The organism is Serratia sp. 3ACOL1, assembly GCF_003668775.1.
GTDB classification, from domain to species: Bacteria; Pseudomonadota; Gammaproteobacteria; order Enterobacterales; family Enterobacteriaceae; genus Chania; species Chania fonticola.
In genome coordinates this window covers 4311167-4336906 of record NZ_CP033055.1, presented here as the reverse complement: position 1 = coordinate 4336906, position 25740 = coordinate 4311167, and the positions used below count along the sequence as shown (strand labels likewise).

The 25740-nt window shown below is 51.9% G+C and carries 16 protein-coding genes, 1 tRNA gene and 1 pseudogene; 10 read left to right on the top strand and 8 right to left on the bottom strand.

Annotated elements, in window-relative coordinates; all coding sequences use genetic code 11:
* Positions 1 to 87: 87 nt before the first annotated feature.
* Entirely contained in the window at positions 88 to 1539 is a 1452-nt protein-coding gene (gene xylB, locus D9980_RS19590; RefSeq protein WP_121608205.1) for a xylulokinase, read from the bottom strand.
* Positions 1540 to 1590: 51 nt separating this feature from the next.
* Entirely contained in the window at positions 1591 to 2910 is a 1320-nt protein-coding gene (xylA, locus tag D9980_RS19585; RefSeq protein WP_074030879.1) for a xylose isomerase, read from the bottom strand.
* Positions 2911 to 3286: 376 nt separating this feature from the next.
* Between xylA and xylF the strand changes: the two genes are divergently transcribed.
* From xylF to D9980_RS19545, 8 genes and pseudogenes are all read left to right on the top strand, one after another.
* Positions 3287 to 4282 (top strand): D-xylose ABC transporter substrate-binding protein, encoded by a 996-nt coding sequence (gene xylF, locus D9980_RS19580; protein ID WP_121608204.1) that lies wholly within the window; start codon positions 3287 to 3289, stop codon positions 4280 to 4282.
* A gap of 28 nt (positions 4283 to 4310) precedes the next feature.
* Entirely contained in the window at positions 4311 to 5852 is a 1542-nt protein-coding gene (locus D9980_RS19575; RefSeq protein ID WP_024483254.1) for a xylose ABC transporter ATP-binding protein, read from the top strand.
* Positions 5830 to 7014, top strand: coding sequence for a xylose ABC transporter permease XylH (gene xylH, locus D9980_RS19570; protein ID WP_024483253.1), 1185 nt, complete (start codon positions 5830 to 5832; stop codon positions 7012 to 7014). The genes D9980_RS19575 and xylH overlap by 23 nt, the downstream gene beginning before the upstream one ends.
* A gap of 51 nt (positions 7015 to 7065) precedes the next feature.
* A pseudogene (gene xylR / locus D9980_RS19565) lies at positions 7066 to 8243 on the top strand (D-xylose utilization transcriptional activator XylR).
* A gap of 174 nt (positions 8244 to 8417) precedes the next feature.
* Positions 8418 to 9755 carry an esterase-like activity of phytase family protein gene (locus D9980_RS19560; RefSeq protein ID WP_121608203.1) on the top strand — a complete coding sequence of 446 codons (1338 nt, stop codon included), beginning with the start codon at positions 8418 to 8420 and terminating at the stop codon, positions 9753 to 9755.
* A 260-nt stretch (positions 9756 to 10015) separates the two neighbouring features.
* Positions 10016 to 10705, top strand: coding sequence for a helix-turn-helix transcriptional regulator (locus D9980_RS19555; RefSeq protein ID WP_162304298.1), 690 nt, complete (start codon positions 10016 to 10018; stop codon positions 10703 to 10705).
* 366 nt (positions 10706 to 11071) lie between these two features.
* Entirely contained in the window at positions 11072 to 13294 is a 2223-nt protein-coding gene (locus tag D9980_RS19550) for an Orn/Lys/Arg decarboxylase N-terminal domain-containing protein (RefSeq protein WP_202913965.1), read from the top strand.
* Between the two features lie 80 nt (positions 13295 to 13374).
* On the top strand, positions 13375 to 14634 hold the full coding sequence (locus tag D9980_RS19545) for an amino acid permease (RefSeq protein ID WP_238393654.1): 1260 nt from the start codon (positions 13375 to 13377) through the stop codon (positions 14632 to 14634).
* Between the two features lie 459 nt (positions 14635 to 15093).
* Here the strand turns inward: D9980_RS19545 and D9980_RS19540 are convergent, their stop codons facing one another.
* From D9980_RS19540 to D9980_RS19535, 3 genes are all read right to left on the bottom strand, one after another.
* Positions 15094 to 16050, bottom strand: a complete 957-nt coding sequence (locus D9980_RS19540) for an Rpn family recombination-promoting nuclease/putative transposase (RefSeq protein WP_121609054.1) — start codon at positions 16048 to 16050, stop codon at positions 15094 to 15096.
* A 10-nt stretch (positions 16051 to 16060) separates the two neighbouring features.
* Positions 16061 to 16225 (bottom strand): hypothetical protein, encoded by a 165-nt coding sequence (locus D9980_RS26735; RefSeq protein ID WP_162304297.1) that lies wholly within the window; start codon positions 16223 to 16225, stop codon positions 16061 to 16063.
* A 506-nt stretch (positions 16226 to 16731) separates the two neighbouring features.
* A complete protein-coding gene (locus tag D9980_RS19535) occupies positions 16732 to 17316 on the bottom strand; it encodes a DJ-1/PfpI family protein (protein ID WP_021181316.1) in 585 nt (194 codons plus the stop codon).
* A 174-nt stretch (positions 17317 to 17490) separates the two neighbouring features.
* Between D9980_RS19535 and D9980_RS26730 the strand changes: the two genes are divergently transcribed.
* Together D9980_RS26730 and D9980_RS19525 are read left to right on the top strand one after the other, a co-directional pair.
* Positions 17491 to 17585: transfer RNA gene (locus D9980_RS26730), tRNA-Sec, on the top strand.
* Positions 17586 to 17919: 334 nt separating this feature from the next.
* On the top strand, positions 17920 to 18753 hold the full coding sequence (locus D9980_RS19525; protein WP_121608200.1) for a DUF5677 domain-containing protein: 834 nt from the start codon (positions 17920 to 17922) through the stop codon (positions 18751 to 18753).
* 281 nt (positions 18754 to 19034) lie between these two features.
* On the opposite strand, the gene D9980_RS19520 is transcribed toward D9980_RS19525, so the two are convergent.
* From D9980_RS19520 to D9980_RS19510, 3 genes are all read right to left on the bottom strand, one after another.
* Entirely contained in the window at positions 19035 to 20600 is a 1566-nt protein-coding gene (locus tag D9980_RS19520) for a DNA cytosine methyltransferase (RefSeq protein WP_238393653.1), read from the bottom strand.
* Positions 20601 to 20805: 205 nt separating this feature from the next.
* Entirely contained in the window at positions 20806 to 22767 is a 1962-nt protein-coding gene (gene drmB / locus D9980_RS19515) for a DUF1998 domain-containing protein (RefSeq protein WP_162304296.1), read from the bottom strand.
* Positions 22757 to 25693, bottom strand: coding sequence for a helicase-related protein (locus D9980_RS19510; RefSeq protein WP_162304295.1), 2937 nt, complete (start codon positions 25691 to 25693; stop codon positions 22757 to 22759). The genes drmB and D9980_RS19510 overlap by 11 nt, the downstream gene beginning before the upstream one ends.
* Between the last annotated feature and the right edge of the window lie 47 nt (positions 25694 to 25740).

Here is a 25740-nt window from a genome sequence, read left to right as displayed (position 1 = left end):
AGCTACTTAAAGCCCAATGCTAACGGGAGCAGCCAAGTACATACATAGGTGTTGGATATGTATGTACCTGGCAGGGGCGTTGGTGGATTACATCAGCGGCTGCAGGCAGCGGTAAAGTTCGCGGAAGGTGTGGCGCTGAGCGACATAATATTGATGTCGTTCCGCATCCGGCTCATGCACCTGCTCTAACGGCAATTCAGGTAGTAGGGTGCTCAAAGGTACCCCAGGGTTCAGCGCAATCTGCGCCAGACGCGCGGCACCCAATGCCGGGCCAACGTCGCCGCCGGTGCGATATTCCAGCCGATGACCGCTGATATCTGCCAGCATTTGGCGCCAGAACGGGCTGCGTGCGCCACCGCCAATCAAGGTGATAGCCGTGGGTTGCAGACCGCTGGCATGCAGCACGTCCATGCCATCCGCCAGTGCAAAACTCACCCCTTCCAATACCGCTCGTGCGAGATCGTTCGGCCCATGTTGATGAGTGAAGCCCCAGAAGGCCCCTTTGGCATTCGGGTTGTTGTGCGGCGTACGTTCGCCGGAAAGATAGGGCAAGAACCACAGCGGCGTTTCAGCAGGAGCAGCCTGCTCAACGTTACGCAGCAGGGTGGCAACACTGTCGACATTGGTTAACTGGCAGGCCCAGTCCAGGCAGGACGCCGCGCTGAGCATCACTGACATCAGGTGCCAGGTCTGCGGCAGCGCATGGCAGAAGCTGTGCACCGCGCTGGCCGGGTTACTGAGGAAACCGTCGCTGACGGCGAAGTAGACGCCAGAGGTACCCAGTGACAGCATCGCCTGCCCGGCCTGATACAGCCCAACGCCGATCGCCCCGGCGGCATTGTCACCCCCGCCAGCCACCACCGGCACCGGCGCCATCCCCCAGCGTTGGGCCAGTTCGCTATGCACTTGCCCGGTGATCTGGTTGCCCTCAAACAGCGTAGGCATCTGCTCACGCGTTAGCTCGCAGGCATCAAGCATGGCATCGCTCCAGTCACGTTTGGCAACGTCTAGCCACATTGTCCCTGCGGCATCGGACATATCGCTGGCAAACTCGCCGGTAATGCACCAGCGCAGGTAATCCTTGGGCAATAACACCTTATCTATCTGACGAAAAATCTGCGGCTCATGCTCCTTGACCCACAACAGCTTGGGGGCGGTGAAGCCGGGCATCATCAGATTGCCGGTGATTTCACGTGAGTTGGGTACGGTTTGTTCTAGTGCCTGGCATTGCGCAAAGCTGCGGCCATCGTTCCACAGGATGGCCGGGCGTAATACCCGCTGCTGTTTATCCAATAAGGTTGCGCCATGCATTTGCCCGGTCAGGCCAATGGCTTTGACCTGTTGCAGACTATGCTGTTTGGCCAATGACAACATGGCACGGTCGGTGGCTTGCCACCAATCTTGCGGGTCTTGTTCAGACCATAGGGGATGGGGGCGTGAGATGGGCAGTGGTTCACTCTGGCTGGCCAGCAGTTGGCCTTGCTCGCCTAGCAGGATGACTTTCACGCCGGAAGTACCGAGATCGATTCCAATGTACATGAGCACGGATCCTTTGAAGCGCGGTGAGCGGACCCACCGCGCCGTAGAGAGTTAGCCGAACAGGTAGCGGTTGACCAGATTCTCCAGCTTTTCCTGATGCCCGCTGGCATGTTGTGGGGCCAGCACCTGTTGCTCGGCGTGCTGTGCCAGCGCTTCGAGCGACAGTTTCCCTTGCAGGATCTGTTGGCCCAGCTCGCCGTTCCAACCGGCATAGCGTTTGGCAACCTGCTGATGTAGCTGGCCATCCTCGATCATGCGGGCGGCCACTTTCAGCGCCAGCGCCATGGTGTCCATAGCGCCGATATGGCCGTAGAACAGATCATATTTGTCGGTACTTTGGCGGCGCACCTTGGAATCGAAGTTCAGCCCGCCGGTAGTGAAGCCGCCGGCCTTGAGGATTTCGAACATCACCAGCGCGTTTTCTTCCACGCTGTTCGGGAACTGATCGGTATCCCAACCTAGCTGTGGATCGCCCCGGTTGGCATCGACCGAGCCGAAAATCCCCAGCGCGATGGCGGTGGCGATCTCGTGGTGGAACGAATGCCCGGCCAGCGTAGCGTGGTTGGCCTCGATGTTCACCTTGATCTCTTTTTCCAGGCCGAACTGTTTAAGGAAACCGTAAACGGTGGCGACGTCGTAATCGTACTGATGCTTGGTCGGCTCCTGGGGTTTGGGCTCGATCAGCAGCGTTCCCTGGAAGCCGATCTTATGTTTGTGCTCCACCACCATCTGCATAAAGCGGCCAATCTGTTCACGCTCCTGACGCAGATCGGTATTGAGCAAGGTTTCATAGCCTTCGCGACCGCCCCACAACACATAGTTTTCACCGCCCAACTTGTGGGTGGCATTCATGGCCGTGAACACCTGAGTTGCTGCCCAACTGAAAACTTCCGGATCCGGGTTGGTCGCTGCCCCGGCACCGTAACGCGGATGGGTGAAGCAGTTGGCGGTACCCCACAGCAGCTTCACGCCGCTGCTTTGCTGTTTCTCTGCCAGCACGTCGGTCATGACCGCAAAGTTGTTCAGGTACTCTTTTAGCGTGGCCCCTTCCGGCGATACGTCGATATCGTGGAAGCAGTAATAAGGCACGTTCAGCTTATGGAAAAACTCGAATGCCACATCGGCCTTGCGTTTAGCCAGCTCCAGCGCTTCGCCCGGCTGTTGCCAAGGGCGATCGAAGGCCCCAATGCCGAACATGTCTGCCCCGTTCCAGCAGAAGGTGTGCCAGTAGCAGGCGGCGAAGCGCAGGTGATCGGCCATACGCTTGCCGAGGATGATTTCATCGGGGTTGTAGTGGCGGAAAGCCAACGGGTTATTGCTGCTGGTGCCTTCGTAACGAACCTGTTCTAGCTGATCAAAATAGGATTGCATGAGTGACTCCTTGGTAACGGTGCCCGGTTAAAAGGATGCGGGATGCACTCATCTTCGGAGTAAGTGGCGGAATGCTCAATTACGTTATTTCACTCTTAAATTCACAGAATTATTAAATGTGCGCGGGATCTCATAATTCAACGAAGGGCCGGTTTTACTGGCCGCAGGTTATTTCACAGGTTTAAAACATGACCGCCATCATAAAATCAACATTAAACCAAAAACCGTAATTCACTGGTGAAAATCTGTAATTGCTGAACACCGCATAAGCGACAACAATCCACTGGAAGTTTCGTGTTTTATCTCGTCACCTTTCAATTTTGCCGTTTGAAAGCGTACGGATAACTATTTCCCTACACAACTCAAGGGTTATAAAATGAAATTCAAACCACTCTTGCTTTCTGCTTGCGCACTGCTGCTACTGGCCAGCCAACCGGGCTACAGCCAACAGATTAAAATCGGGATGGCCATCGACGACCTGCGTCTGGAGCGTTGGCAAAAAGACCGCGATATTTTTGTCAAGAAAGCCAACGCCCTGGGGGCCGATGTGTTTGTTCAGTCGGCCAACGGCAATGAAGAAACCCAAATGGCGCAGATCGAGAATATGATCAACCGCGGCGTCGATGTCCTGGTGATCATCCCTTATAACGGCCAGGTGCTGAGCAACGTGATCCGCGAGGCGAAACGTGAAGGCATCAAGGTCCTGGCCTATGACCGCATGATCAACAATGCCGATATCGATTTCTACATCTCGTTTGATAATGAGAAAGTGGGTGAGATGCAGGCGGAAAGCCTGGTGCAGCGCGTGCCGCAGGGCAACTACTTTCTGATGGGCGGCTCGCCGGTGGATAATAACGCCAAGCTGTTCCGCAAGGGGCAGATGACCGTGCTGCAACCGCTGATCGACAGCGGCAAGATCAAAGTGGTGGGCGATCAGTGGGCCGACGGCTGGCTGCCGGAAAACGCGCTGAAGATTATGGAAAACGCTCTGACGGCCAATAATAACCATATCGATGCGGTCGTGGCCTCCAACGATGCTACCGCCGGTGGAGCCATTCAGGCACTGGCTGCGCAAGGGCTGGCGGGCAAGGTGGCGATCTCTGGCCAGGACGCCGATCTGGCAGCGGTAAAACGCATCGTGGCAGGCACCCAGACCATGACGGTCTATAAACCGATCAGCAAGCTGGCCGACGAAGCGGCGGATATCGCCGTGCAGCTGGGCAAAGCGGAACAACCCAAGTCCAATGCCAAATTAAATAATGGCAGTAAAGAGGTTTCGGCCTGGCTATTAACCCCGGTACAGGTGGATAAAACGAATATCGAGAGTACGATTATTGCCGATGGTTTCCATAAGCAATCGGACCTTAATTAATGACCATGCCATCTGGGGGGAATGAATAATGCCCTGCCTATTAGAAATGCGAAATATCACTAAACAATTCGGCGCAGTGAAAGCCGTGGATAATGTCAGCCTGCACTTGGAGGCAGGGCAGGTATTATCCTTGTGCGGTGAAAATGGCTCAGGAAAATCCACCTTGATGAAAGTGCTGTGCGGAATATATCCGCACGGCAGTTATCAGGGCGATATTTATTTTTCGGGCGAGATCGTTACGGCGAAAACCATTCGCGACACCGAGCAGAAAGGCATCGCCATCATTCACCAGGAATTGGCCCTGGTGAAGCAGATGACGGTGCTGGAGAACCTGTTTCTCGGCAACGAGTGGGGCCGCTATGGGGTGATGGATTACGACAACATGTACCTGCGCTGCCAGCGCATGCTGGCGCAGGTCAAGCTGGAGGTTGACCCCAATACCCGCGTGGGTGAACTGGGGTTGGGCCAACAGCAACTGGTAGAGATCGCCAAGGCCTTGAACAAACAGGTGCGCCTGCTGGTACTCGATGAACCCACCGCCTCATTGACCGAAAGTGAAACCGCCACGTTGCTGGCGATCATTGCGGATCTGCGCGATCACGGGATCGCCTGTATCTATATTTCGCACAAGCTCAACGAGGTGAAAGCGATCTCGGACTTTATCTGCGTGATCCGCGATGGCAAGCACATTGGCACCCGGCCTGCGGCGGAGATGAGTGAGGACGATATCATCGCCATGATGGTTGGCCGTGAACTGACCGAGCTGTATCCGCAGGAACCCCATACCATCGGTGAGGTGGTCCTGCAGGTGGAAAACCTCACTGCCTGGCACCCGGTCAACCGGCATATCCGCCGGGCCGATAATGTGTCTTTTACTTTGCGGCGTGGGGAGATCCTCGGCGTGGCCGGGCTGGTTGGCTCCGGGCGTACCGAAACCATGCAGTGCCTGTTTGGCGCCTATGCGGGGCGTTGGCAGGGCAATATCACCATCGCAGGGCAGGCCGCCACCATCACCAACTGCCGCGAGGCAATGCGATATGGCATCGCCATGGTGCCAGAAGACCGCAAGCGCGACGGCATCGTGCCGGTGATGGGCGTGGGGGCCAACATCACGTTGGCGGCGTTGGGGGATTTCAGTGGCGCATTGACGGTGCTGGATGATGCGCAGGAGCAGGCGACTATCCAACAATCGCTGGCACGGTTACGGGTAAAAACGTCTTCTGCGGAGCTGGCTATTGCCCGTCTCAGCGGGGGTAACCAGCAGAAAGCCATCCTGGCGAAGTGCCTGTTGCTGAACCCGCAAATCCTCATTCTGGATGAGCCAACGCGCGGCATTGATATCGGTGCCAAGCAAGAGATTTACAAATTAATCAATCAATTGGCACAGCGGGGGCTCGCGGTGATTGTGGTGTCCTCCGAATTGCCGGAGGTGCTGGGGTTAAGCGATCGGGTATTGGTGATGCACCAGGGGCAGATTAAAGCCGATCTGGTGAACCGCGATCTGACCCAGGAACAGGTAATGGAAGCGGCCTTAAGGAGTGAAACACATGTTGAAAAGCACGCAATCTGAAGCCAGCCTGCCGCCAGTGGGGGCGAAAAAGCCGCCGTTCGGGCTGAAAACCGTCAACCTGCAGGTGTTCGTGATGCTGGCGGCGATCGCCGTCATCATGCTGTTCTTTACCTTTACCACCGAAGGGGCCTATCTCAGCGCCCGTAATATCTCCAACCTGCTGCGCCAGACGGCGATCACCGGCATTCTGGCGGTGGGCATGGTGTTCGTGATTATTTCGGCGGAGATCGACCTTTCCGTTGGCTCAATGATGGGGCTGTTGGGGGGCGTGGCGGCGATATTTGACGTCTGGTTCGGCTGGCCGCTGCCGTTGACCATTGCGGTCACGCTGTTGGCGGGGCTGTTACTGGGGGCGTGGAATGGCTGGTGGGTAGCCTATCGTAAAGTCCCTTCGTTTATCGTCACTCTGGCGGGGATGTTGGCGTTTCGCGGCATTCTGATCGGCATTACCAATGGCACCACCGTGTCACCTACCAGCAATGCCATGTCACAGATTGGCCAGAGCTACCTGCCCAACGGAGTGGGGTTTAGCATTGGCGCTATCGGCCTGATGCTGTTTGTGGCCTGGCAGTGGCGGCGGCGTAGTAGACGTACGCAACTGGGCTTGCCGGTGGCGGCAGCGAGCGGCGATGTCACCCGGCAGAGCATTATGGCAATCCTGGTATTAGGGGCAATATACCTGCTGAACGACTATCGTGGGGTGCCAACGCCGGTGCTGATCCTGACCGCATTGATGCTGGCTGGGATCTTTATGGCGTCGCGTACCGCCTTTGGCCGTCGCATTTATGCCATCGGCGGTAATATCGATGCCGCGCGGCTTTCCGGGGTTAACGTTGAGCGTACCAAGCTGGCGGTGTTTGCCATCAACGGCCTGATGGTGGCGATTGCCGGGCTGATCCTCAGTTCGCGCCTGGGGGCCGGTTCGCCTTCTGCCGGTAACATTGCCGAGCTGGATGCTATCGCCGCCTGCGTGATCGGTGGCACCAGCCTGGCGGGGGGGATCGGTAGCGTGGCGGGAGCGGTGATGGGGGCGTTTATCATGGCCTCATTGGATAACGGCATGAGTATGTTGGACGTGCCGACGTTCTGGCAATATATCGTCAAAGGCGCGATCCTGCTGCTGGCGGTGTGGATGGATTCCGCGACCAAACGCCGTGTCTAGGCGCGGCTTCACACTTGTAGCTGTGACCGTATTTATTACTGGGGAGCCCCCATGTTTAAGAAGCGCTACCGTATTACGCTGCTGTTCAACGCCAATAAAGTGTATGACCGCCAGGTAGTGGAGGGCGTTGGGGAGTATTTACAGGCGTCGCAAAGCGATTGGGATATCTTTATCGAAGAGGATTTTCGCTGCCGAATCGATAATATCAAGGACTGGCTGGGGGACGGCGTGATCGCCGATTTCGACGATCGGAATATTGAGCAGCTGTTGCGCAACGTCCAGGTGCCGCTGGTTGGCGTCGGGGGCTCTTATCATCGGGAGGCGGATTACCCGCCAGTGCATTACATCGCCACCGATAACCATGCGCTGGTGGAAGCAGCGTTTATGCACCTGAAAGAAAAAGGGCTGAACCGCTTTGCGTTCTATGGCCTGCCGGTGGAGGGGGTAAGCGCTGGGCGCAGGAGCGTGAACAGGCTTTCCGCCAGTTGGTGGCGGCGGAACAGTATCAAGGGGTGGTGTATCAAGGGATGGAAACCGCGCCGGAGAACTGGCAATACGCCCAGAACCGCCTGGCTGACTGGGTGCAGACCTTGCCCCAGCAGACCGGGATTATAGCCGTTACCGATGCGCGGGCGCGCCACCTGTTACAGGTGTGCGAGCACCTGGATATTCCAGTGCCGGAAAAGCTCTGTGTGATTGGCATCGATAACGAAGAGTTGACGCGTTACCTCTCACGCGTGGCGTTGTCGTCGGTGGTGCAGGGGACACGCCAGATGGGCTATCGTGCCGCCAAGCTGTTGCATCAACTGCTTGATCAGCGCGAACTGCCGCTACAGCGTATTCTAGTGCCGCCGGTGAAGGTGATTGAACGGCGGTCCACCGATTTCCGTTCACTGCGCGACCCAGCGGTGATCCAGGCCATGCACTATATCCGTTACCATGCCTGCAAGGGGATCAAGGTGGAGCAGGTACTGGATGCGGTGGGAATGTCCCGTTCCAATCTGGAAAAACGCTTCAAGGATGAAACCGGCCAGACGATCCATAACGCCATCCACCAAGAGAAGCTCGATCGCGCCCGCAATTTACTCACCGCGACTTCGTTACCCATCAACGAAATTTCCCAGATGTGTGGCTACCCATCGTTGCAATACTTCTATTCGGTGTTCAAGAAAGGCTATGACATGACGCCCAAAGAGTGCCGCGATCGTTTTGGGGAGGTCGGCTATTGAACGTCCCGCTGGCTCAAAACGTAGGGGCGCTGCATGCTGCGCCCACCTGGTATTAGGGAGGGGCTGACAAGGTGTCACGCGGCACATAATATTTCTGTCATTACGGCTCCCTATAGTGGCGTTGCTTTTTACCTTTGGGCAAAACCATAACCAGGGAATTCACAATATGCATAAATTACCCCCCGCCTGGCACTGTTGGCCAGTTGCTTGGCATTCAGCACCACGCTATGGGCGCAGGCTCAGGAAGTTCCCGCCGTGCTGGCCGGGCACGCCGTATTACCGGTGAAGTCCAGCGTCACGGCTCCCCAGGATGCGCCAACCGATCTGCAACAGAGCGGTAAATACACCAGCGGCAAACGCATCACCGAACTGGGCAGCGTAGCGGGAAAATCTGCCGATCGGCTGACCGGCATCGGGCTACCCATCAATGGCCAGCCGTTGCAGGGGCATTCCGGTATCAAATACATGCCGGATGGCACCTACTGGGTGCTGACCGATAACGGCTTTGGCAGTAAAGCCAACTCGCAAGACGCCATGCTGTATCTCAACCATTACCGTATCGATTTCAAGGAAGGCACGGTAACGCCGCTAAAAACGCTGTTCCTGCACGATCCCGATAAAAAGGTCCCGTTCCATATCGTCAATGAAAGCACCGACAAGCGTTACCTGACCGGCAGCGATTTCGACCCGGAAAGCTTCCAGTTTGCCGACGATGCCCTATGGATCGGCGATGAATTTGGCCCTTACCTGATTAAAGCGGATCTGAACGGCAAGGTGCTGGCGGTGTTTGATACCCAGGTTGACGGCAAGGTAGTGAAATCGCCGGATAACCCGACGCTGACGCTGCCAGGTGCGCCGGACGGCAAGCAGAACTTCCAGGTCGCGCGCTCCAAGGGCTTTGAAGGAATGGCTGTATCACCGGATGGCAGCAAGCTGTATCCCCTGCTGGAAGGGGCGCTGTGGGACGGCGAACAGTTTGAGAACGTGGCGGGCAAACGCTACCTGCGGGTGCTGGAGTTTGACGTCAAACAGCAGGCATGGACAGGCCGTAGCTGGCAGTACGTGTTGGAAGATAATCAGAACGCCATCGGTGATTTCAATATGATCGACGCCAATCATGGGCTGGTGATCGAACGTGATAATGGTGAAGGCACCGCCGATAAAGCCTGTGCGGCAGGCGCGCCAACGGATAACTGCTTCAGCCAGATCGCCAAATTCAAACGGGTCTACAAAATAGCGTTTTCCGACGCCAATGTCGGCAAACCGGTAGAAAAAATGGCGTATATCGATTTGCTGAACATTCAGGATCCGCAGAAGCTGGCGCGCAAACCGCTGAATAACGGCGTGCTGACCTTCCCGTTCTTCACTATCGAGAATGTCGACGTGGTGGATGGCAGCCATATCATCGTGGGGAACGACAATAACTTCCCGTTCTCTTCCAGCCGCGAACCCAACGTGGCGGATGATAACGAATTTATTTTGCTGGATGTGAAAGCCCTACTACAGCCGTAAAATTCTCATTTATCGCTAAGTCTTCTCCTAATTTGGTGGAGGCTTTTTTATTCCGATGATGAAGAAATACGTTAAGTGACCCCGTTTTTGGGGGAGCATAGTAGATATAGAACACGGTCATTTTCAGGTAAGCATATTAATAAAACGTTACTTTCAATCTTGCCGCTTCAGGTTGGCTTTCTGGTAGTCTGCTCTGGGCGTTTTACACTATGTCGCCATTTGCATTGCGAATAATGGCACCAAGGATTGAAGGTGGGAAAATGTCTCGTGTCAGTACCGAAAGTATTATTGCGAAATTAAATTCGTTAGCTATTGCTATTCCTTTGGAGATCTTGATTGCGTGGGAGTCTAGTGATGAGGCCTGGTGTTTAAAGGACGTGCATAAAAAACCTGTGTATGCCAATGCCAGATATGGCCTATTGCTAAAACCGGAAGGAAATGGGAGACCTTCTGCACTAGCCCCTTTTAAGCCCTTTATCTCCATCCATGACCAACGCGTTATCGATGAGATGAGGAAGATTGAGGCTGTAGGGATCCTCCCTATCGATAGCAAACGCATATTCAGCGTGTTTTATTGTGAACGCATGCCCTACTACGACAAACAGGCTCACTGCTCCGGTATTATCAGCCATATCAAACCCCTGCACTCCATCACGCCGCGTTTTTTTATCTCTGGTGATGGTATCGGTAAATTAACCGTTGCTTGCCCCTCCGAGATTTTATCCGCTAAGGAATGGGTCGTGGCTTTTCTGTTGTTACAAGGCATGGCGGAGAAAGAGATTGCCGGTATTCTCAACAGAACGCAGAGAACGGTAAAGTTCCATAAAAGTAACATTCTGGCGAAAGTCCATTGTGAAACCACACGGGAATTTATATTTTTTGCCAGAAAGAAACAATGGCAATTCTATATTCCACCATTATTTTCTAAACCCTGTTATATCATCCGCTAATCATCTCTCTACAAAACAGGAGACTGCTGATAAACCCTCGCCGGGCTTACAACGTAGGGGCGCTGCATGCTGCGCCCGTCTCGATAATCAATGGGTTAGTAGAGACTGGTATAGATAGATCCCGACCAATTCAGCAATATTGCCACTTTGTCATCAATATAAACTGTACCTTTGGTACAGTTTATTGTTTGCACTTCAAGAGTATGCTCGCTTTCATCATCTGGCATCCCAGTTGATATCTCAATGACATGGAAGAGAAGAGGTCATACAATGAGTTATGCAAGTAATCTTGATTTTCCCATATTAATTGTTTCTGTACGCGATAATAAAATACAGGTCGATGATAGCTATCATGCGATTAAGGAGGTGCTGGCATTAAATAACTACCATTTTATCCACGCTGAAACCAATGAAACGGCTCTGGCGATGGCCAGAAAAGAAGCGGGTATCGGTTGTATCATTATTAATGAGTGTGATGGGACTAACCTGGGTGAGGGTTCTCCCATTATCAAGGAGATTATTCGCGTGATCCGCGCTAAAAACAGCCGGGTGCCCATCTTCTTTTCGTCAAGTGTGCCTTTGTTAGGGCGTTTATCGACGGAGGTGATTCAAGAGATCCATGAGTACATCAATATCAGCGAAGATACACCCAAGTTTATTGCTGGCCGCATTCATCTGGCTATACGCCAGTATATTGAGAACCTTCTGCCGCCTTACTTCGCCGCGCTAAAAAGTTACGCGTTAGACAGCCCTTACTATTGGGATTGCCCGGGGCATCAAGGAGGGGTTGCCTATCTTAAGCACCCGGTAGGCCGTGAGTTTATCAATTACTTTGGTGAAAACCTGATGCGGGCAGACATCGGCATCTCTACGCCAGAAATGGGGGACTGGCTTGAACATAAGGGAGCGCCGGGCGAATCGGAAACGCGAGCTGCCAAACTGTTTGGCGCGGACAAAACCTTCTATGTGACAGGCGGATCTTCCCAATCTAACCAGATAGTGGGCCACTCAATTGATTTAAAAGATAAAATCATCCTGGTTGACCGCAATTGCCACAAGTCCGTCAACCATGAGCTGACCATCACCCAGGCTAAACCCGTCTATTTCCAGCCTGCGCGTAATGGGCTCGGCATTATTGGCTTGATCTCTCCCGATCAGTTTGAGGCCAGCGCGATCCGGCAAAAAATCGATGACAGCGTGCTGGCTTATCAGGCGGAAGACCGCTGCCCCGCTTATGCCATCATCACTAACTGCACTTACGACGGTCTGATTTATGACGTCACTGCCGTCACCCAAAAGCTGGCCAAGTCGGTACCCCGGATCAAATTTGACGAAGCCTGGTATGCCTATGCGAAATTCCACCCCCTGTATCAGGGGCGGTTCGCCATGGATGTCCCCGAAGATAAAGACAACGGCCCAACGCTGTATGCCGTGCAATCGACACACAAGATGCTGGCGGCCTTTTCTTCGGCCTCGATGATACATATCCGCAATTCCAAACGTGCCCCGGTGGATTACGACATTTTCAATCAGGCTTTTATGATGCACGGCACCACGTCACCGTTCTATCCGATCATTGCCTCGATGGATGTGGCGACCGCCATGATGGAGGGGCAAGCCGGTAAGACATTGGTCGATGAAGCTATTCACGACGCTATCAGCTTCCGCAAGACGCTGGTGACCGTCGCAGACAAGCTCAAAGCGGAAAAAAGTGACAAGGGATGGTTCTTCGATGTCTGGCAGCCGAGCACGTTGCTGCAGGAGGGCAAAAAGGTTCCCTTCACCCAGGTTGCCGACGAGGTGCTAGCCAACGATCCCACCTGCTGGCAGCTGCGAGCGGGAGAGGCATGGCACGGCTTCGGCGACTTGCCGGAGGGTTATGCGATGTTGGATCCCATCAAGGTCACCATTACCTGCCCTGGGCTGAACGCGCAAGGAAAGATGAATGTTTTCGGTATCCCCGCGCCGGTAGTGGCAAAATTCCTGGATACCCAGCGTATTATCCCGGCCCGCAACGGTGACTACACCATTCTGGTGTTATTTGCATTGGGTTCTACCCAGGGCAAATGGAATACCCTGATCGATATGCTGATGATATTTAAACATCACTATGACGAGAATACCCCGCTTACCTCGGTGCTTCCGCAGGTTGCGGCCAGCTCTCCCGCCTATCGCAACATGGGCATCGGTGATTTATGCCGCTCGATCCATCAGGCCAATATCGAACTGAAAATTGCCGAGCTTTTGGAGCTTGCCTGTTCTGCAGAGGCCATTCCCGTTCTTACCCCCTCCCAGGCCTACCAATGCCTGATCTCCGACCAAACCGAGCAGGTCAAGGCTGCCGACATAAGCAACCGCACGCTGGGCGTGATGATAACCCCTTACCCACCTGGCATTCCGCTCATCATGCCGGGTGAAAAGGTGACATCAGAATCACGGGCCATCGTCGATTACCTGGTGGCCTTGCAGACCTTCGGCCAGCGCTTCCCCGGCTTTGAACATGAACTGCAGGGTGTGGAAGTGGATGAGAACGGCACTTATTGGGTGCGGTGCATAAAAGAAACGCCTGCCAGCGCTTCCATACGTTAATCGGCCCGCGCTTTATCCCCATGGGTGCGATCCGCACCCTCTTCAAGATGTGTATCAACGCAATAATGATGGGAAATATCATGGCTTCTGTTAATACTGCCTCCGTGAAAAAAATGGGGTTGGTCGCCCTGACGTTGGTGACCGCCTCTAACATGATGGGATCCGGGGTCTTTATGCTGCCAACCAATCTGGCAGGCATCGGGTCTATCTCTTTATTTGGTTGGGTGATTACCATTGTCGGCGTGATTGCCCTGGCTTTGGTGTTTGCCAAGAACAGCATGGTGACACCGCGTGATGGCGGCATTATTGCCTATGCCAGCGACGCGTTTGGGCCATTTATTGGCTTTCAGACCACCATCTGTTACTGGATCAGCGCCTGGGTGGGTAACGTGGCGCTGCTGGTGGCGGGTGTGGGTTACCTGAGTTATTTCTTCCCCATCCTCAAAGATCCGCTTGTCAGCTCGATCACCGCCATTGTTATCCTCTGGGGGTTTATCGCTCTGGCTTCTTTGGGGGCAAGGATTGCCGGGCGCTCCCAATCATTCACCGCCTGCTGCATGCTGGTGGTGGTATTGGGCATCGGTTTTATTGGCTGGTTCTGGTTCAAACCCGCGTTGTTCACCGAAGTTTATAATGGCACCAAGGGTAGCGACGCTTCGGCGATCCTCTCCGCCGCGTCTTTGGCTTTGTGGGGCTTTCTGGGTGTGGAATCCGCAGTGGTGTCCAGCGGACAGGTGGAAAACCCCGAATCCACCGTGCCCAAGGCGACGGTATTGGGGTTGCTGATTGCCGCCGTGTGTTATGTCACCAGCTGTTCGGTGATTATGGGGTTGGTGCCGCATAGTGAATTGGTGAATTCCGCCGCCCCCTTTGCCGACGCCGCCCGTTATATGTTTGGCGAATTTGCCGGGGAAGTGGTTTCCGCACTGAGCATAGTCGCCTGTTTCGGCTCGATCTCTGGCTGGCTGATCTTGCAGTCTGAAGCCCCAAAAGCTGGCGCGAAGCAGGGGCTATTCCCGAAATTCTTTGCCGTGGTGAACAAAAACGATGTACCGATGAAGGGGCTGATTTTTACCGGCGTGCTGATGACTGCGGTATTACTGTTCACGGCTTCGCCTAATCTGGCAAAACAGTTTCAGGTGATCGTGCTGATGTCGGTGTTCGCCTCTTTACTGCCCTATATCTATGCGCTGGTCGCGCTACCGATCATCATGGTGGCCAAATCTATGAATAAGGGCGGGGGCTTCATTTTCTACTGCACGTTGGCGGTAATTGGCATTCTCTACAGTCTGTTTGCCCTGTTCGGATCGGGAGGCAATGCCATGTTCTGGGGGTATTGATGATGATGCTCACCATCCCGCTATATGCACTGGTTGCCGCAAAACGCAGCAAAAGCGGGATCAAAACGTTGTACCTGGATAGCGAGGAGTAGCCGTAAAAACAGAAAGCGCGGTAACAATGAAGGCGCTACTGCAACAGTGAATAGCTCTTTTATCTCAAAGCCTTCTCCTTGGTGGGGAGGCTTTTTATGACGGTGAAAAATAAAATACAGCGAATCACCCCTTTTCGGGAGATATAAGACCCTGCCAGTATTAGTTTTTCATTTTAATTAAACGCGTTACGTTCAATTTTGTGTAATATCCTGGCGGTGAGACTACACGGCAATTCTTCATACCGCCGTTATTTGCCAAACCTTGCTATATCATCAGGTAATAGTCCCACCATAAAATAGTCCCTTTGCGACTATTCAGACTACTGGCAAGGTCCGACAGTAAGGCTAGAACATTGTTCTAATAAGATTAGTGGCGGATCTGTGCCAGCTCGTCTTCAGTCAGACCGGTCATTTTCATGACAGTGTTGCGATCGAGACCGTTCTGCAGCATGGTACGGGCAATTTTCAGCGTAGCATCGCGCTCGCCTTCTGAATGCCCTTCCTGCCGACCAAGCTGAATGCCCTTCTCGATACCCTTCTCAATACCCTTCTCAATGCCCTTCTGTTCAAGCTGTTGTGCGATGGTCATCAGTGTGTCCCCATGTTGCGGCACTCGCTGTGCCAGTTGGCGTACAAAGGCTTCGGCGTCTGACGTTTCGCCCGCCTGTACAATATAGTGTACCAGCGATACTACCTGTGATGAAGAGAGATATCCGGCCAGTAGGATGGGAGCGAGCCTATCCACCAGTTCCGCCAGATCCCGATGATGAATGTGCTTCTGCAGTAGTGTCAGAGCCGCCATGCTGCGATGGCCTGCGATTTCGTCATCAGGGATGACGGTGACATCGACAAGCGGAAAAGCAGCGCTGTAAAGTTTACCGGCCAGCTCTGGGTTAGCAAACTCATCCAGCCACCGGGTGGAATAGGGATATGGGCTGCGCTTACCGGTATAGAATAGCATCGGTATTACCAGAGGTAGCTTTTTGTGGCCCGCCTCCAGATGGCGCTGCATGGCCGCTACTGCGTACCTGATGAGCCTGAAAGCCATGTGCTGATCCGGGGTGGACTGGTGTTCGATGAGCACGTGGACATAACCGTCATCCCCAGCAGTGGTTTTCAGGCTGTAGAGCACGTCGCGGAAGTACTGGCGGAGGTTATCTTCCACAAAGGAGCCTGATTCCAGTTTCAGGGTGTTAAGATCGCAGATGGCACGCAGCTCTGCCGGGAGGTGTAGTTCCATGAAATCACGGGCAACCTCGGGCTGGGTCAGGAACTGTCTGAATGTGGCATCGTGTGGCGTTGGCGTGTTGTTTTTCTTTTTCATCATAATCATTTCACTCCGATACTGATTTTAAGCTGACGTTATTATTTTTCGCATGTCTCTCCATTGATTTATCTGAGGCAAGCTCCGGCGAACCTGTATTCAGGACATTTATTAATTCACCGATGTTTTTATTAAGATATGAAATTAATTCAGATTTTGTTTGTGGCATACCCATAAAGAATTCCCTCTCTTTTTTATCATAGATCCCGTGAAGGCATTGCATGGTGTAATTATGGACTACCTACCACTACAGGGGAACAAGTATTAGTAATGTCACGGTTCTTTCAACCAACTATGCACCTACGGTCGAATATATTTTCCAAAAAAAATTCAGAAGAATAGCCATGTTGTCATCAATCTGAATAATTTTCGCCAAAGGTGCAGCTTATTCCTGCATTTCTTTTTCGTGGTTAAAAAATGATGGGCCGGTTAGAGGGGATTTTTACCAGCGTGCAGATGATCGTGGTATTACTGACCACGGCTTCGCCTAATCTGGTAAAACAGTTACAGGTCATTGTTATGCGTTGGTTGCCGCTAAATGTAGCAAAAGCGGGATCAAAACGTTGTACTTGGATAGCGAGGAGTAGCCGTAAAAAACAGAAAGCGCGGTAACAATTTTCGCTTTCGGCATCGGAGCCGGAAAACGCAAACTGTGCCGCGCCTAGTTAGCAGCAGTAGCGATTAATGCACTGCCTGTGGGGCTTGCCAGTTTTCGTGATAGATATGTACGGCTTGCTCTTGCGTGGTAGTGCGATCGCCGGTCAGGCGGTAGGCCACGGTGAAGGCAAAATCAAACGCGGCCCCCAACCCTTGGCCACTGATCAGATTGCCATCTTCCACAACCCTTTCAGCCACGTAGGTACCATCTTCGATCTCCTGATGCAGATCGCCAGAACAGACATAACGGCGGCCTTGCAGCAGTTTGTTGGCAGCCAGCACGCGAGCAGCGGCAGAACACAGCGGGCAGATCAGCTTGGCAGCACGATCGTGGCGGCGGATAAACTCCACGACCAGCTCGTTTTCCGCCATTGCGGCAGTAGCCTGCGGCCCACCGGGGATCACCACGGCATCGTACAGTTGGTCCATGCGGCGTTCCAACAGAGCATCGGCAAACATACGTATCTGGTGATAGCTGCGCAGCTCCAGCCTATCCTGGCAGGACAGCAGCTCTACCTCTATCTCCATACGACGTAACACGTCGATCACGATAACCGCCTCGGCCTCTTCAAATCCTTCGCTCAGCAGGACGGCAACTTTCTTGGTCATAGCATCTCCAGCAATGTACGGGTTAATAACCCGGGCTCGGCTAGGGTAGCAGATTAAAGGCGGGAGTTTTGTGCGGGAGAGCAAGTGTACGAAAGGGATCGCGGAAACATGAATTCCCTCTTAGCAGCTAGGGGGATTCGCGCTATAATCTGCGACTTGCTTCCTAGTTCTAGAGGAAGATCCTCGTCCCCGGTGGGGCGGCTGGACTTCAAATCCAGTTGGGGCCGCCAGCGGTCCTGGGCAGGTTCGACTCCTGTGATCTTCCGCCATTCAGTATCTCCCAGATTCTCCTGAGCTCAACTAAAACCCCGTATATGCTGGATTAAGACTAGGAGTCTACCCACATCAAGTGATGTTTGAGCTGGTAGTAAATTTGTTCTTATCACTGAACACTATCATGAGGTGCTTATGCATTGGTATAGAGGAGTCATCAGGGGGCGTAACCACGCGTATTTTTTATCATAGGCGAGTACTATGATGAGAGGCGATTGATGGTGTAGTGAAGGGTATAATATCTGGACGCGAATCAGGAGGCAGCTGATAGTCTGTTGTTTTTGTTAAGATAAAAATTCGTTAGGCTAGTTTTATGAAATAGGGGATACTATGTATACGGATGACATATTTGCTATTCAATCTGAATGGTCAAAAAAATCAATGTTGTTAATGAGAGAACTTCTACCATTAATGACCCCAGTCGCTTTATTTGACCAATGGACCAAGGAAGAGAAAAGTACGATTGGTTATTTACTTGCTGCATCAGCAAGGTCAACAGAAAGTCTATTTTTATTAACTTCATATGGGCAACTTTGGGATGCAGAAATGGTGCAAAGGGCTATCTTTGAAGCATCGTTAAAATTTGTTTTTCTTCTTGAGTCTAGAGAAACATTTAAAGACCGGTTTAATGATTACTCAACTGCCCTATACGAGATATCCCTACTTAAGGATGATAATAAGGTTTTGGATGTATTAAGCCTTCTACAGAAGCCTGATGATAGACAGTGGTTCCCTTTACGGGAGCGCTTGCTTGCTGACGAAGAAAGGAAAAGAATTAATGAAAAATATGATAAAAATTACCGTAGATCCCTTGAAACTCGATGGGGGTTTACTGGTATTATAGGAAGCTTGGCCCGTAGCGAAAAGCTATTTCATGGCTTAAGCGGCTTATCATATGGGTACTCTGTATCAAGCCATGTTCTACATGCGGATTATTTAGGCGTGACATTGCCGATTGAAAGAGATAGTAGAGATCATGAGCATCGTTCTGCCGTACATTTAGCTCATTTGAATAGACATATTTCAGATGCCTTTTCGTGCCTAATAATGCGACTATATGCTGGGTATCGATTTGTTGGAATTGATACAGACCCTATTAAAGACGCTGTTAAAAAAATAGATGCTCTATGTATACCATTTCGTAAAAATATAACAGATGGATAGATGTAGAGTATGGTTAAAATAGTGTTATTTGATTGGTTGTAAAACTATGCGTTGATAAAGGCATGTTAGGTTGGTTATTGAAGTTTAGTGTTTCTTTATTTAAATTTAGTTGAGGGCTGGTGAATGTTAATTGTCGTGATTAAATAATTATTGGTGTTTTTGTTTATGGAATACACTAGGTTCGTATGTTAGATAATAATTTTTCGCCACCGAATATCTCGGTGGCGTTAGTCGATGGATGGGAAAGAGTGAATCTTGAGTTGAATATCACTCTAAACTCTCTAATTTATAATTTTGGCGACAATTTCAGCAATTTTTATTGCCAAGAATGGAGGAACAGCATTTCCAACTTGGTGATATTGCTGTGTTCTGCCCCCTTGGAAAAAATAGTTATCTGGGAATGTTTGCAACCTAGCAGCTTCCCTTACAGTTAAACTTCTGCACTGTGATGGGTCATAATGGATGAAATAGTGGCCATCTTTTGATATGTGACTTGTGATTGTTGTCGATGGACTACCTGCAACCTGCACTCTAAATCGATCTGAAAACTTACCTGTTTCCCAATTTTTATGGGCAGGAGCAAGTCCGTCTAAATTAAACTCTTTGTGACCTTTGGGAGAACGTTTATGGATCGACGCAAAGCATGCGGCATAACCATAACGAGCCAGATCATCGATCCGGTGCCCACGAGCTTCATGGTTTAGCCAAACGTTCAAGCGAGGCTCCAAAAACCATTTATCTAGGTAATCATGGTTAGTTTGACCTGTGTAACGATAATGACTCTTAGGCATTCTTGTGGCACCAGTTCCTGTAAAAGAACCAATTTCTTCTGATGCTTTTATCAAACTACTTGATAAAATCTCGCCAGTTTCGGGAAGCTCAGAAGCATGCTTTGCAAGTAAGCGTAGCTGCTCTCTAACTAGGTTTTCCCATTGTTCGCTCGTATCCTTCTGTCTGCTCAACAAACTTCTTAGCTTTGGAAGTTTACCAATTGCCTCTTTGACACTCACTGTGGGCTGAGTTGAAAGTTTCGGTAGGTTTTCCCTGTAACGATCTTCACGTATTCCTAACAAAATGACTCTATGGCGGGCTTGAGGTATACCATACTCTTCAGCTTGGATGATGTACTTTGTAGCATCCAGTAAGTTTGGATCATCTCCATCACAAAATTCCTGTTCGCTTACCAACGAAACGATTCTATAGCGCTGGCCTTTTGAAGAGGAGTAGAGTGCAGCACTAGGGTTGGCTAAATCTTTCAAAATCTGGTTGAATATTTTTTCACCATTTATTTTGGACGAAAGAATTCCCTTCACATTTTCCATCACAAAAATATCAGGTTGGTAGCTCTGGATAATTCGGAGATACTCACGATAGAGGAAGTGACGGTGATCCTCCTCTGGTTTGTAATCGGCAATTCCTTTGTTTCTGGCCCTACCTACAAGTGAGTAGGCTTGACAAGGTGGACCGCCTATCAAAACCCAAGGCTGGTCAGCACCATGTTTTTCCTGCATTTTTTGAATGGCTTCATCAAGAGCTGCATTTCCGTTTGGACTACCGATTTCAATGCACATTGCTTCTTTGCCAGCTAACTCCCAGAGATCTTTCGTCTCAGTACTGAATGGTGTGTCTGCGTCGCCATTACAAAAGCGATAATAGTCATCGAGATTGTCTGGTCTATTGTTAGTCAGCAATCTATAAAATGCTCTGAGACGGAGAGTTTGGTGAGCGATCGGATCTTTTTCAGCTGAAACGGCGATTTGAAAAGCATCGCCATGTTCAAATGATGAAAAACCTTCCCCTAATCCTCCCGGTCCGGCAAATAGGTCTACTACAGGAATCGGCAACAAAATGCTACTCGTGGTATATATCGGTGGATTTAATGTTGTCCAGGATACCAGGAAGAGAAGCAGACGGGAAGAAATCTATGGATATCGTTGTGATCGTAAGGCTCATTCCCACATGATGTCCTATGACGTTATAAGGTTTATCCGTAACTGTCCCAAAAGTGACGTACTGCTCTCCTATTGTCAGGAGAGCAGATTAACATCCAGATCAAATTTCAACCGTTGGAGGGACCATTCCCACAGCGTTGGCGGTGTTTATTAGGTCGGATAGGAACCCATAATCCGGTATCTGTGGCGTCCCGATGACCATGGCACGGTCCAATCCGCTGTTAACTGTCTCGCAGGCTGTTTCTGGCAATAGCACACAGGCATGGCAGGCTGCCTTATTAACCCGTCGCGAACCATTACCGCCCAGATCCTCGGAACATACAGGATCGGAGGAACACCAAGACGTCCGAGAGAGGGCCCTGAGAACCATAGGCTCGAATAGCTCAGGCCGTCCAATGCGAACCAGTCCTCCAAGACTTCCTTCCGAGTCTCCGGCGGCAGTATAGATGAGGAAGGCCGCCATTGGTGCTTCTGGATCGTTCGACACGAAGATGCGCTCTTTCAACGCAGCTGACGAGTAACCGCACTCGAATACCATCTGATTGATCATTACATGTGCTAAGGTATGAACCAGAAGGTACCGGGCTGCCCATTGCGGTGTCCACTGACTGCTCTGGGTCGGTGGCATTAGGTTCGTCTCATTCGCCATGCGTTCTACAAAAGCTTGGTCCAGTCGGTCTGTCAGCCATTTTTTGTTATTCGTGAGCCATTGACGGATTGCATCCTCATTCAGCTCGACAAAAATACCCTCGCCGTAATTCTTGATAGCAGGCAACCACTGGTAAGCTGGTTCTGGTGGATGCAGGAAAAGCTGGTTCATTGCAGATAGCGGCATTGTCGCGAGTGGGTCCACCGTTCGTATCAAGCGATCAAATCCACAGAAAACACGTGTTTCTCGCAATTTTTCGACTAGGTTGACCCGCTCGAACCAAGGTCTCAATCCTGGTGGAACCAGGCTTGGAATGACCCTTAGTTCATCGTCGACTCCTTGTCCTACTTCATTGCGCAGTACGTTGTACTCGGCTCGCCTGAATATCTGCGATTCGGATTCTGTCATAACTGGCTGGGGGCCTCCGCCTACTAGTGGGGTCCCATGGCTGAGAGAGTCCATAGCCTTCATGATCAACTCATCATCAGGAAGGCTGGGGTAATGTGGTTTCAGGGTATTGCGGAGCTTATCCATAGCATACGTGTGGGCACCAGCTTGGAAAAGCATCTTTATGACACTTAGGTCCATATCGTCACGCCGCAATACTTTTTGTATGTCAGCAATAGTCTGTTCGCTGGTTAAGTCCGGCAGGTAGATCGAGGACAGGATCTTACCGAAATAAATGTTCGACTGGTTTATCAGCATTGCTACCGGGGGCTCTTGGCACTGCTGGGTTGAGCATCCCAGCCAAGGGCGTTCACCGCTGCAGCTAATTCCTGCAGATTTAAGCCCAGACGCATTGATTTTTTGGCTAGTCTGATCGCGTTCCATACTCATTGATCCAGCCAGAGTTTTCCATTCTTTACAGACCGAGCAGGAGACCTTCACGGACCGCAGGTCCGGTCCGCCTGAATCATGAAGAACAAGCCCGCCGTCTCCTAGGCAGGTACACCCGCACCAAGCTTTCCATGGAAAATCCGCAATATGCCCGTGGCTGCAAACGCTGATAAAGCGTACTGGTCGCCATTGCGCTTTTTCACCCTTTTCGAGCGGTACAAGTTTTCTGGTGTCAAGATTGAAACGGTGCATCTTTCCGCTAAAGCTGTCGACATACCAAGTAGGAAAGCGGTGAGTCTGAATCTCCAGTCTTGAGAGACCAGGGTTCTGGCCGTCAACACAATATTCCGGTGGTTGACGGAATTGTGGAACCTGGAGTAGTGCGGACAGCCGAGGCTCGTCAATTACATGCTTGCGTATGGCAGTTTCATCTACCTCCCAGTTACCTCGCTCATTTGTCTGCTTGTGCCAGAAATCTAGGCCACAGACGATGTTCGGAATACCATTCTTGTCAGTATAAATACTTCCAGGACCAAAGGGTGCAATCAGCTGCCCTAGTCGAATTTCACTTGCCATGTTCCGTATGCTCCAAATAGTTGCTGCTGATTGCTGCCCGGGCAGTGCCATCGACATTGCGCATGCTGCTGAGAACCCGCACCCCCTTTCGTTTCTGTTCTTGGGTTGCGAACTCGCCAGACCACAACATCAAGTATTCTCCGTCTTTTTTTTGTGGGTACGCCCACCACTCCTGTGGATTGCTCTGCCATTTCCTTTTGAGGTCGCGGTGAACTTTACGCATGGCTTCGCGCACTCGGTCCAATTCGTCCGGCTGAGTCTTCATTATGACCTCGCAACGTTCCAGCAATAGTTCAAGGGCATCATCCAGGTGGTCTGCATATTCGCCGAAAGCCTCGCCAGGTGATCGGGCGTTATGGTATTGCCGAGCCCAGACCAGCAGGACGCCTGCCAAGGCACGTTCCACTGCCTCGACCGAAAAAGGTGTGGCGGAGGTTGGTTCGACGCGTTCGTAGAGACGGCGGTGATAACTATAGAACTGCTCGAAATGCGAGCGGTCACGACTCTTCCCCGGATTGAACATGCTCAGAATCAGGCCTGGGCGATCTTCCCAGCGTCGGCCGACTCGCCCTGTCACCTGGATGTACTGCGCAGTTGATTTGGGCTGACCGACGACAGCCATCAGCGCCAGCCGGTCGATATCCACCCCAACCTCTATGATATTGGAGGCTAGGCAAGCATCAAGGCTGTTCTTGGCATCCCAGTTCAATGCCAGCCGATCCATCAAATCCACCAGTTGTGACTGGCTTTGACGGCTTGTCAATTCTTCGACGGCATTGAGGTAGCGTTGTGGGTTGCCCTTGAGCCCATAACGCAGCGAGTAATCCTTGATACGTGCTGCGATGTCTGATTGGAAGAGGGTTTGGGCACCTCCTAGCTCGCGAATACTGTTGTAAAATGCCAGCAAAGTCCACCAAGGATCTTTCTTGTCGTCCTCAAACATCCAGGCGCGAAACAACACTGCCGAAAATGCCCGAACCTGCGCAGTCAGAAATGATCGGTAACCTGTGGCATGAACGCCAAGATAAATTCGACCCTCTGCAAGCTGTCCGTCGTCTTTCCTAGCGTAGCGTCCGAAGAATGAGTCTCCCATTTCAAGCCCGGGGCTGGGGAATAGTTGCAGTTTCTCGCGTGCGTATACAGTGTTTACCTGATCCGTTGCACCACGGATGGTAGCGGTTGAAGCGATGATCTTGGGCCGGATCTGGTACCGGTCATTTTCTACAGTACAAAGTTGTTCAATCACTCCTTCGTACAGTCCGTAAATCGTACCTAGTGGCCCGGAAATAAGATGAAATTCATCTTGAATTATCAGTCCCGGAGGGCGTCTAACACGGGTTACCTCGCCCTCTGTGCCATGCTGCAAACCAAAAAGTGCACCCGTTTCCGGCTTCCAAGCCATCATTGCGAATTTGTCTACCGTGCCGATGAACATGGATGGCGGGTCTTTGTAGATGGCCTCGTCGATCACCTCGACAGGAAGCCTACCATGTTCGCCGCCAAATTCGCAGCAAGCATCGGAGCACTTCAGGTAAGGCTGCTTTCCGGAATTTTCCAGCCCTGCCAAGTTGCTACCTGTGTTTTTGCTACGACGACCAGTAGCTACCTGATCTAGGCGGCCAATCGTGCTTCGGCACCAAGGGCACTCGGTAAGGACTAACGGATTACCTGCCACGTCGTCGCGGTCATATTTACGAATGGCTTCCTTGGCGCCCTTCCAGGTATTCGGCGAACCACTACCCCCAATCCACAATCCCAGTGTGAAGCTTTTTTCCCCTAACTGGGGGCGGGCAGGCTCATCTTTACGATGTACCCTGATCTGCTCCATCGCGCAAATCAGGCTGGCAGCACGCTGGAATTGCTGAGTGGTCAACATCCGCAGGGTATAACGCATGAAAACGTTGGTGCCGTCACGGCTCAAGCTGTCGTCAGGCTTCGCAATCAAGCGCTGATGGAACATGTAAAAGGCTGCCACTGCGAGATAGGCTTCAGTCTTGCCTCCCCCTGTGGGAAACCAGATCAGGTCGACAATGTCTTGGTCATCACAACCTCCGTCAACCAACCCAGCGATGCTCATCAGCAAAAAAGCTGCCTGGAAGGCGCGCCAGTTGCCAATATGCCGTTTCTCTAAACCGTCGTTCCAGACTTGCCACGGGGTGCGGGGTTGGCCACCCACTGGCTCTGCTGCTGCCACATAACCGTCAAGGTGGACCAAAGGCCGATGTGCGATCTGCTTGGAGGCTATCTGCTGGAGCATCATTGCGTGGTTGGTCAGACGGAACGCCTCCAGCGCGTCTTTGTCTTTCTGTAGGATGGTAATACCGTTGCGGATACGGACAAGGCACTGCCGGCAGCCATCGAGATGGCGGTCGGCCACCTCACGCAAATCGGAATTAAGACATGAACTATCCGCCGCACGCGCTTCAATCCACGCCGCATACTCTCTAGCAAGGCGATCTAGCGCCTCCCAGCCTACGCCGTCCCCAGAAAAGGATGGTAATCCCGCTAGTTCGCGCATTGACAGGGCCACCTGTTTGCCATCCCTGTCCCTGATATCAGGTGTCATGCTCGGTAGCTCCACTGCCGGCATAACATCTGCAAAGACTGCATCCGGCGGTGCTCCTTCCACATGATCCCATCCGGCCGCACAACCATGCCCTATAGCCCAAGTCGCCTCGTCACGGTAAAGCAGTGAGAGCGTCTGCTCGTCATCATCGAGTTGCCAGAACGGCCTGACACCTTCTGGGTAATGGCTAAAGGCTGCACCGCCTTGCACGCGGACTTCGAAGCATGTTTGAAAAAGCACACTGCGGATCTGTTCTTCCCTACGGGACATGGTGCTGGCATCTAGCAAGTTTCGCAGTACGCAGGTGATGATCCACTTACCAAACATTCGTCGAGGAAATACTTGGAGTTGCAGGGTCATTCCTCCCGGAAGAGTCAAATTCCTCGACTCGGTTTTGCCAGACTGAA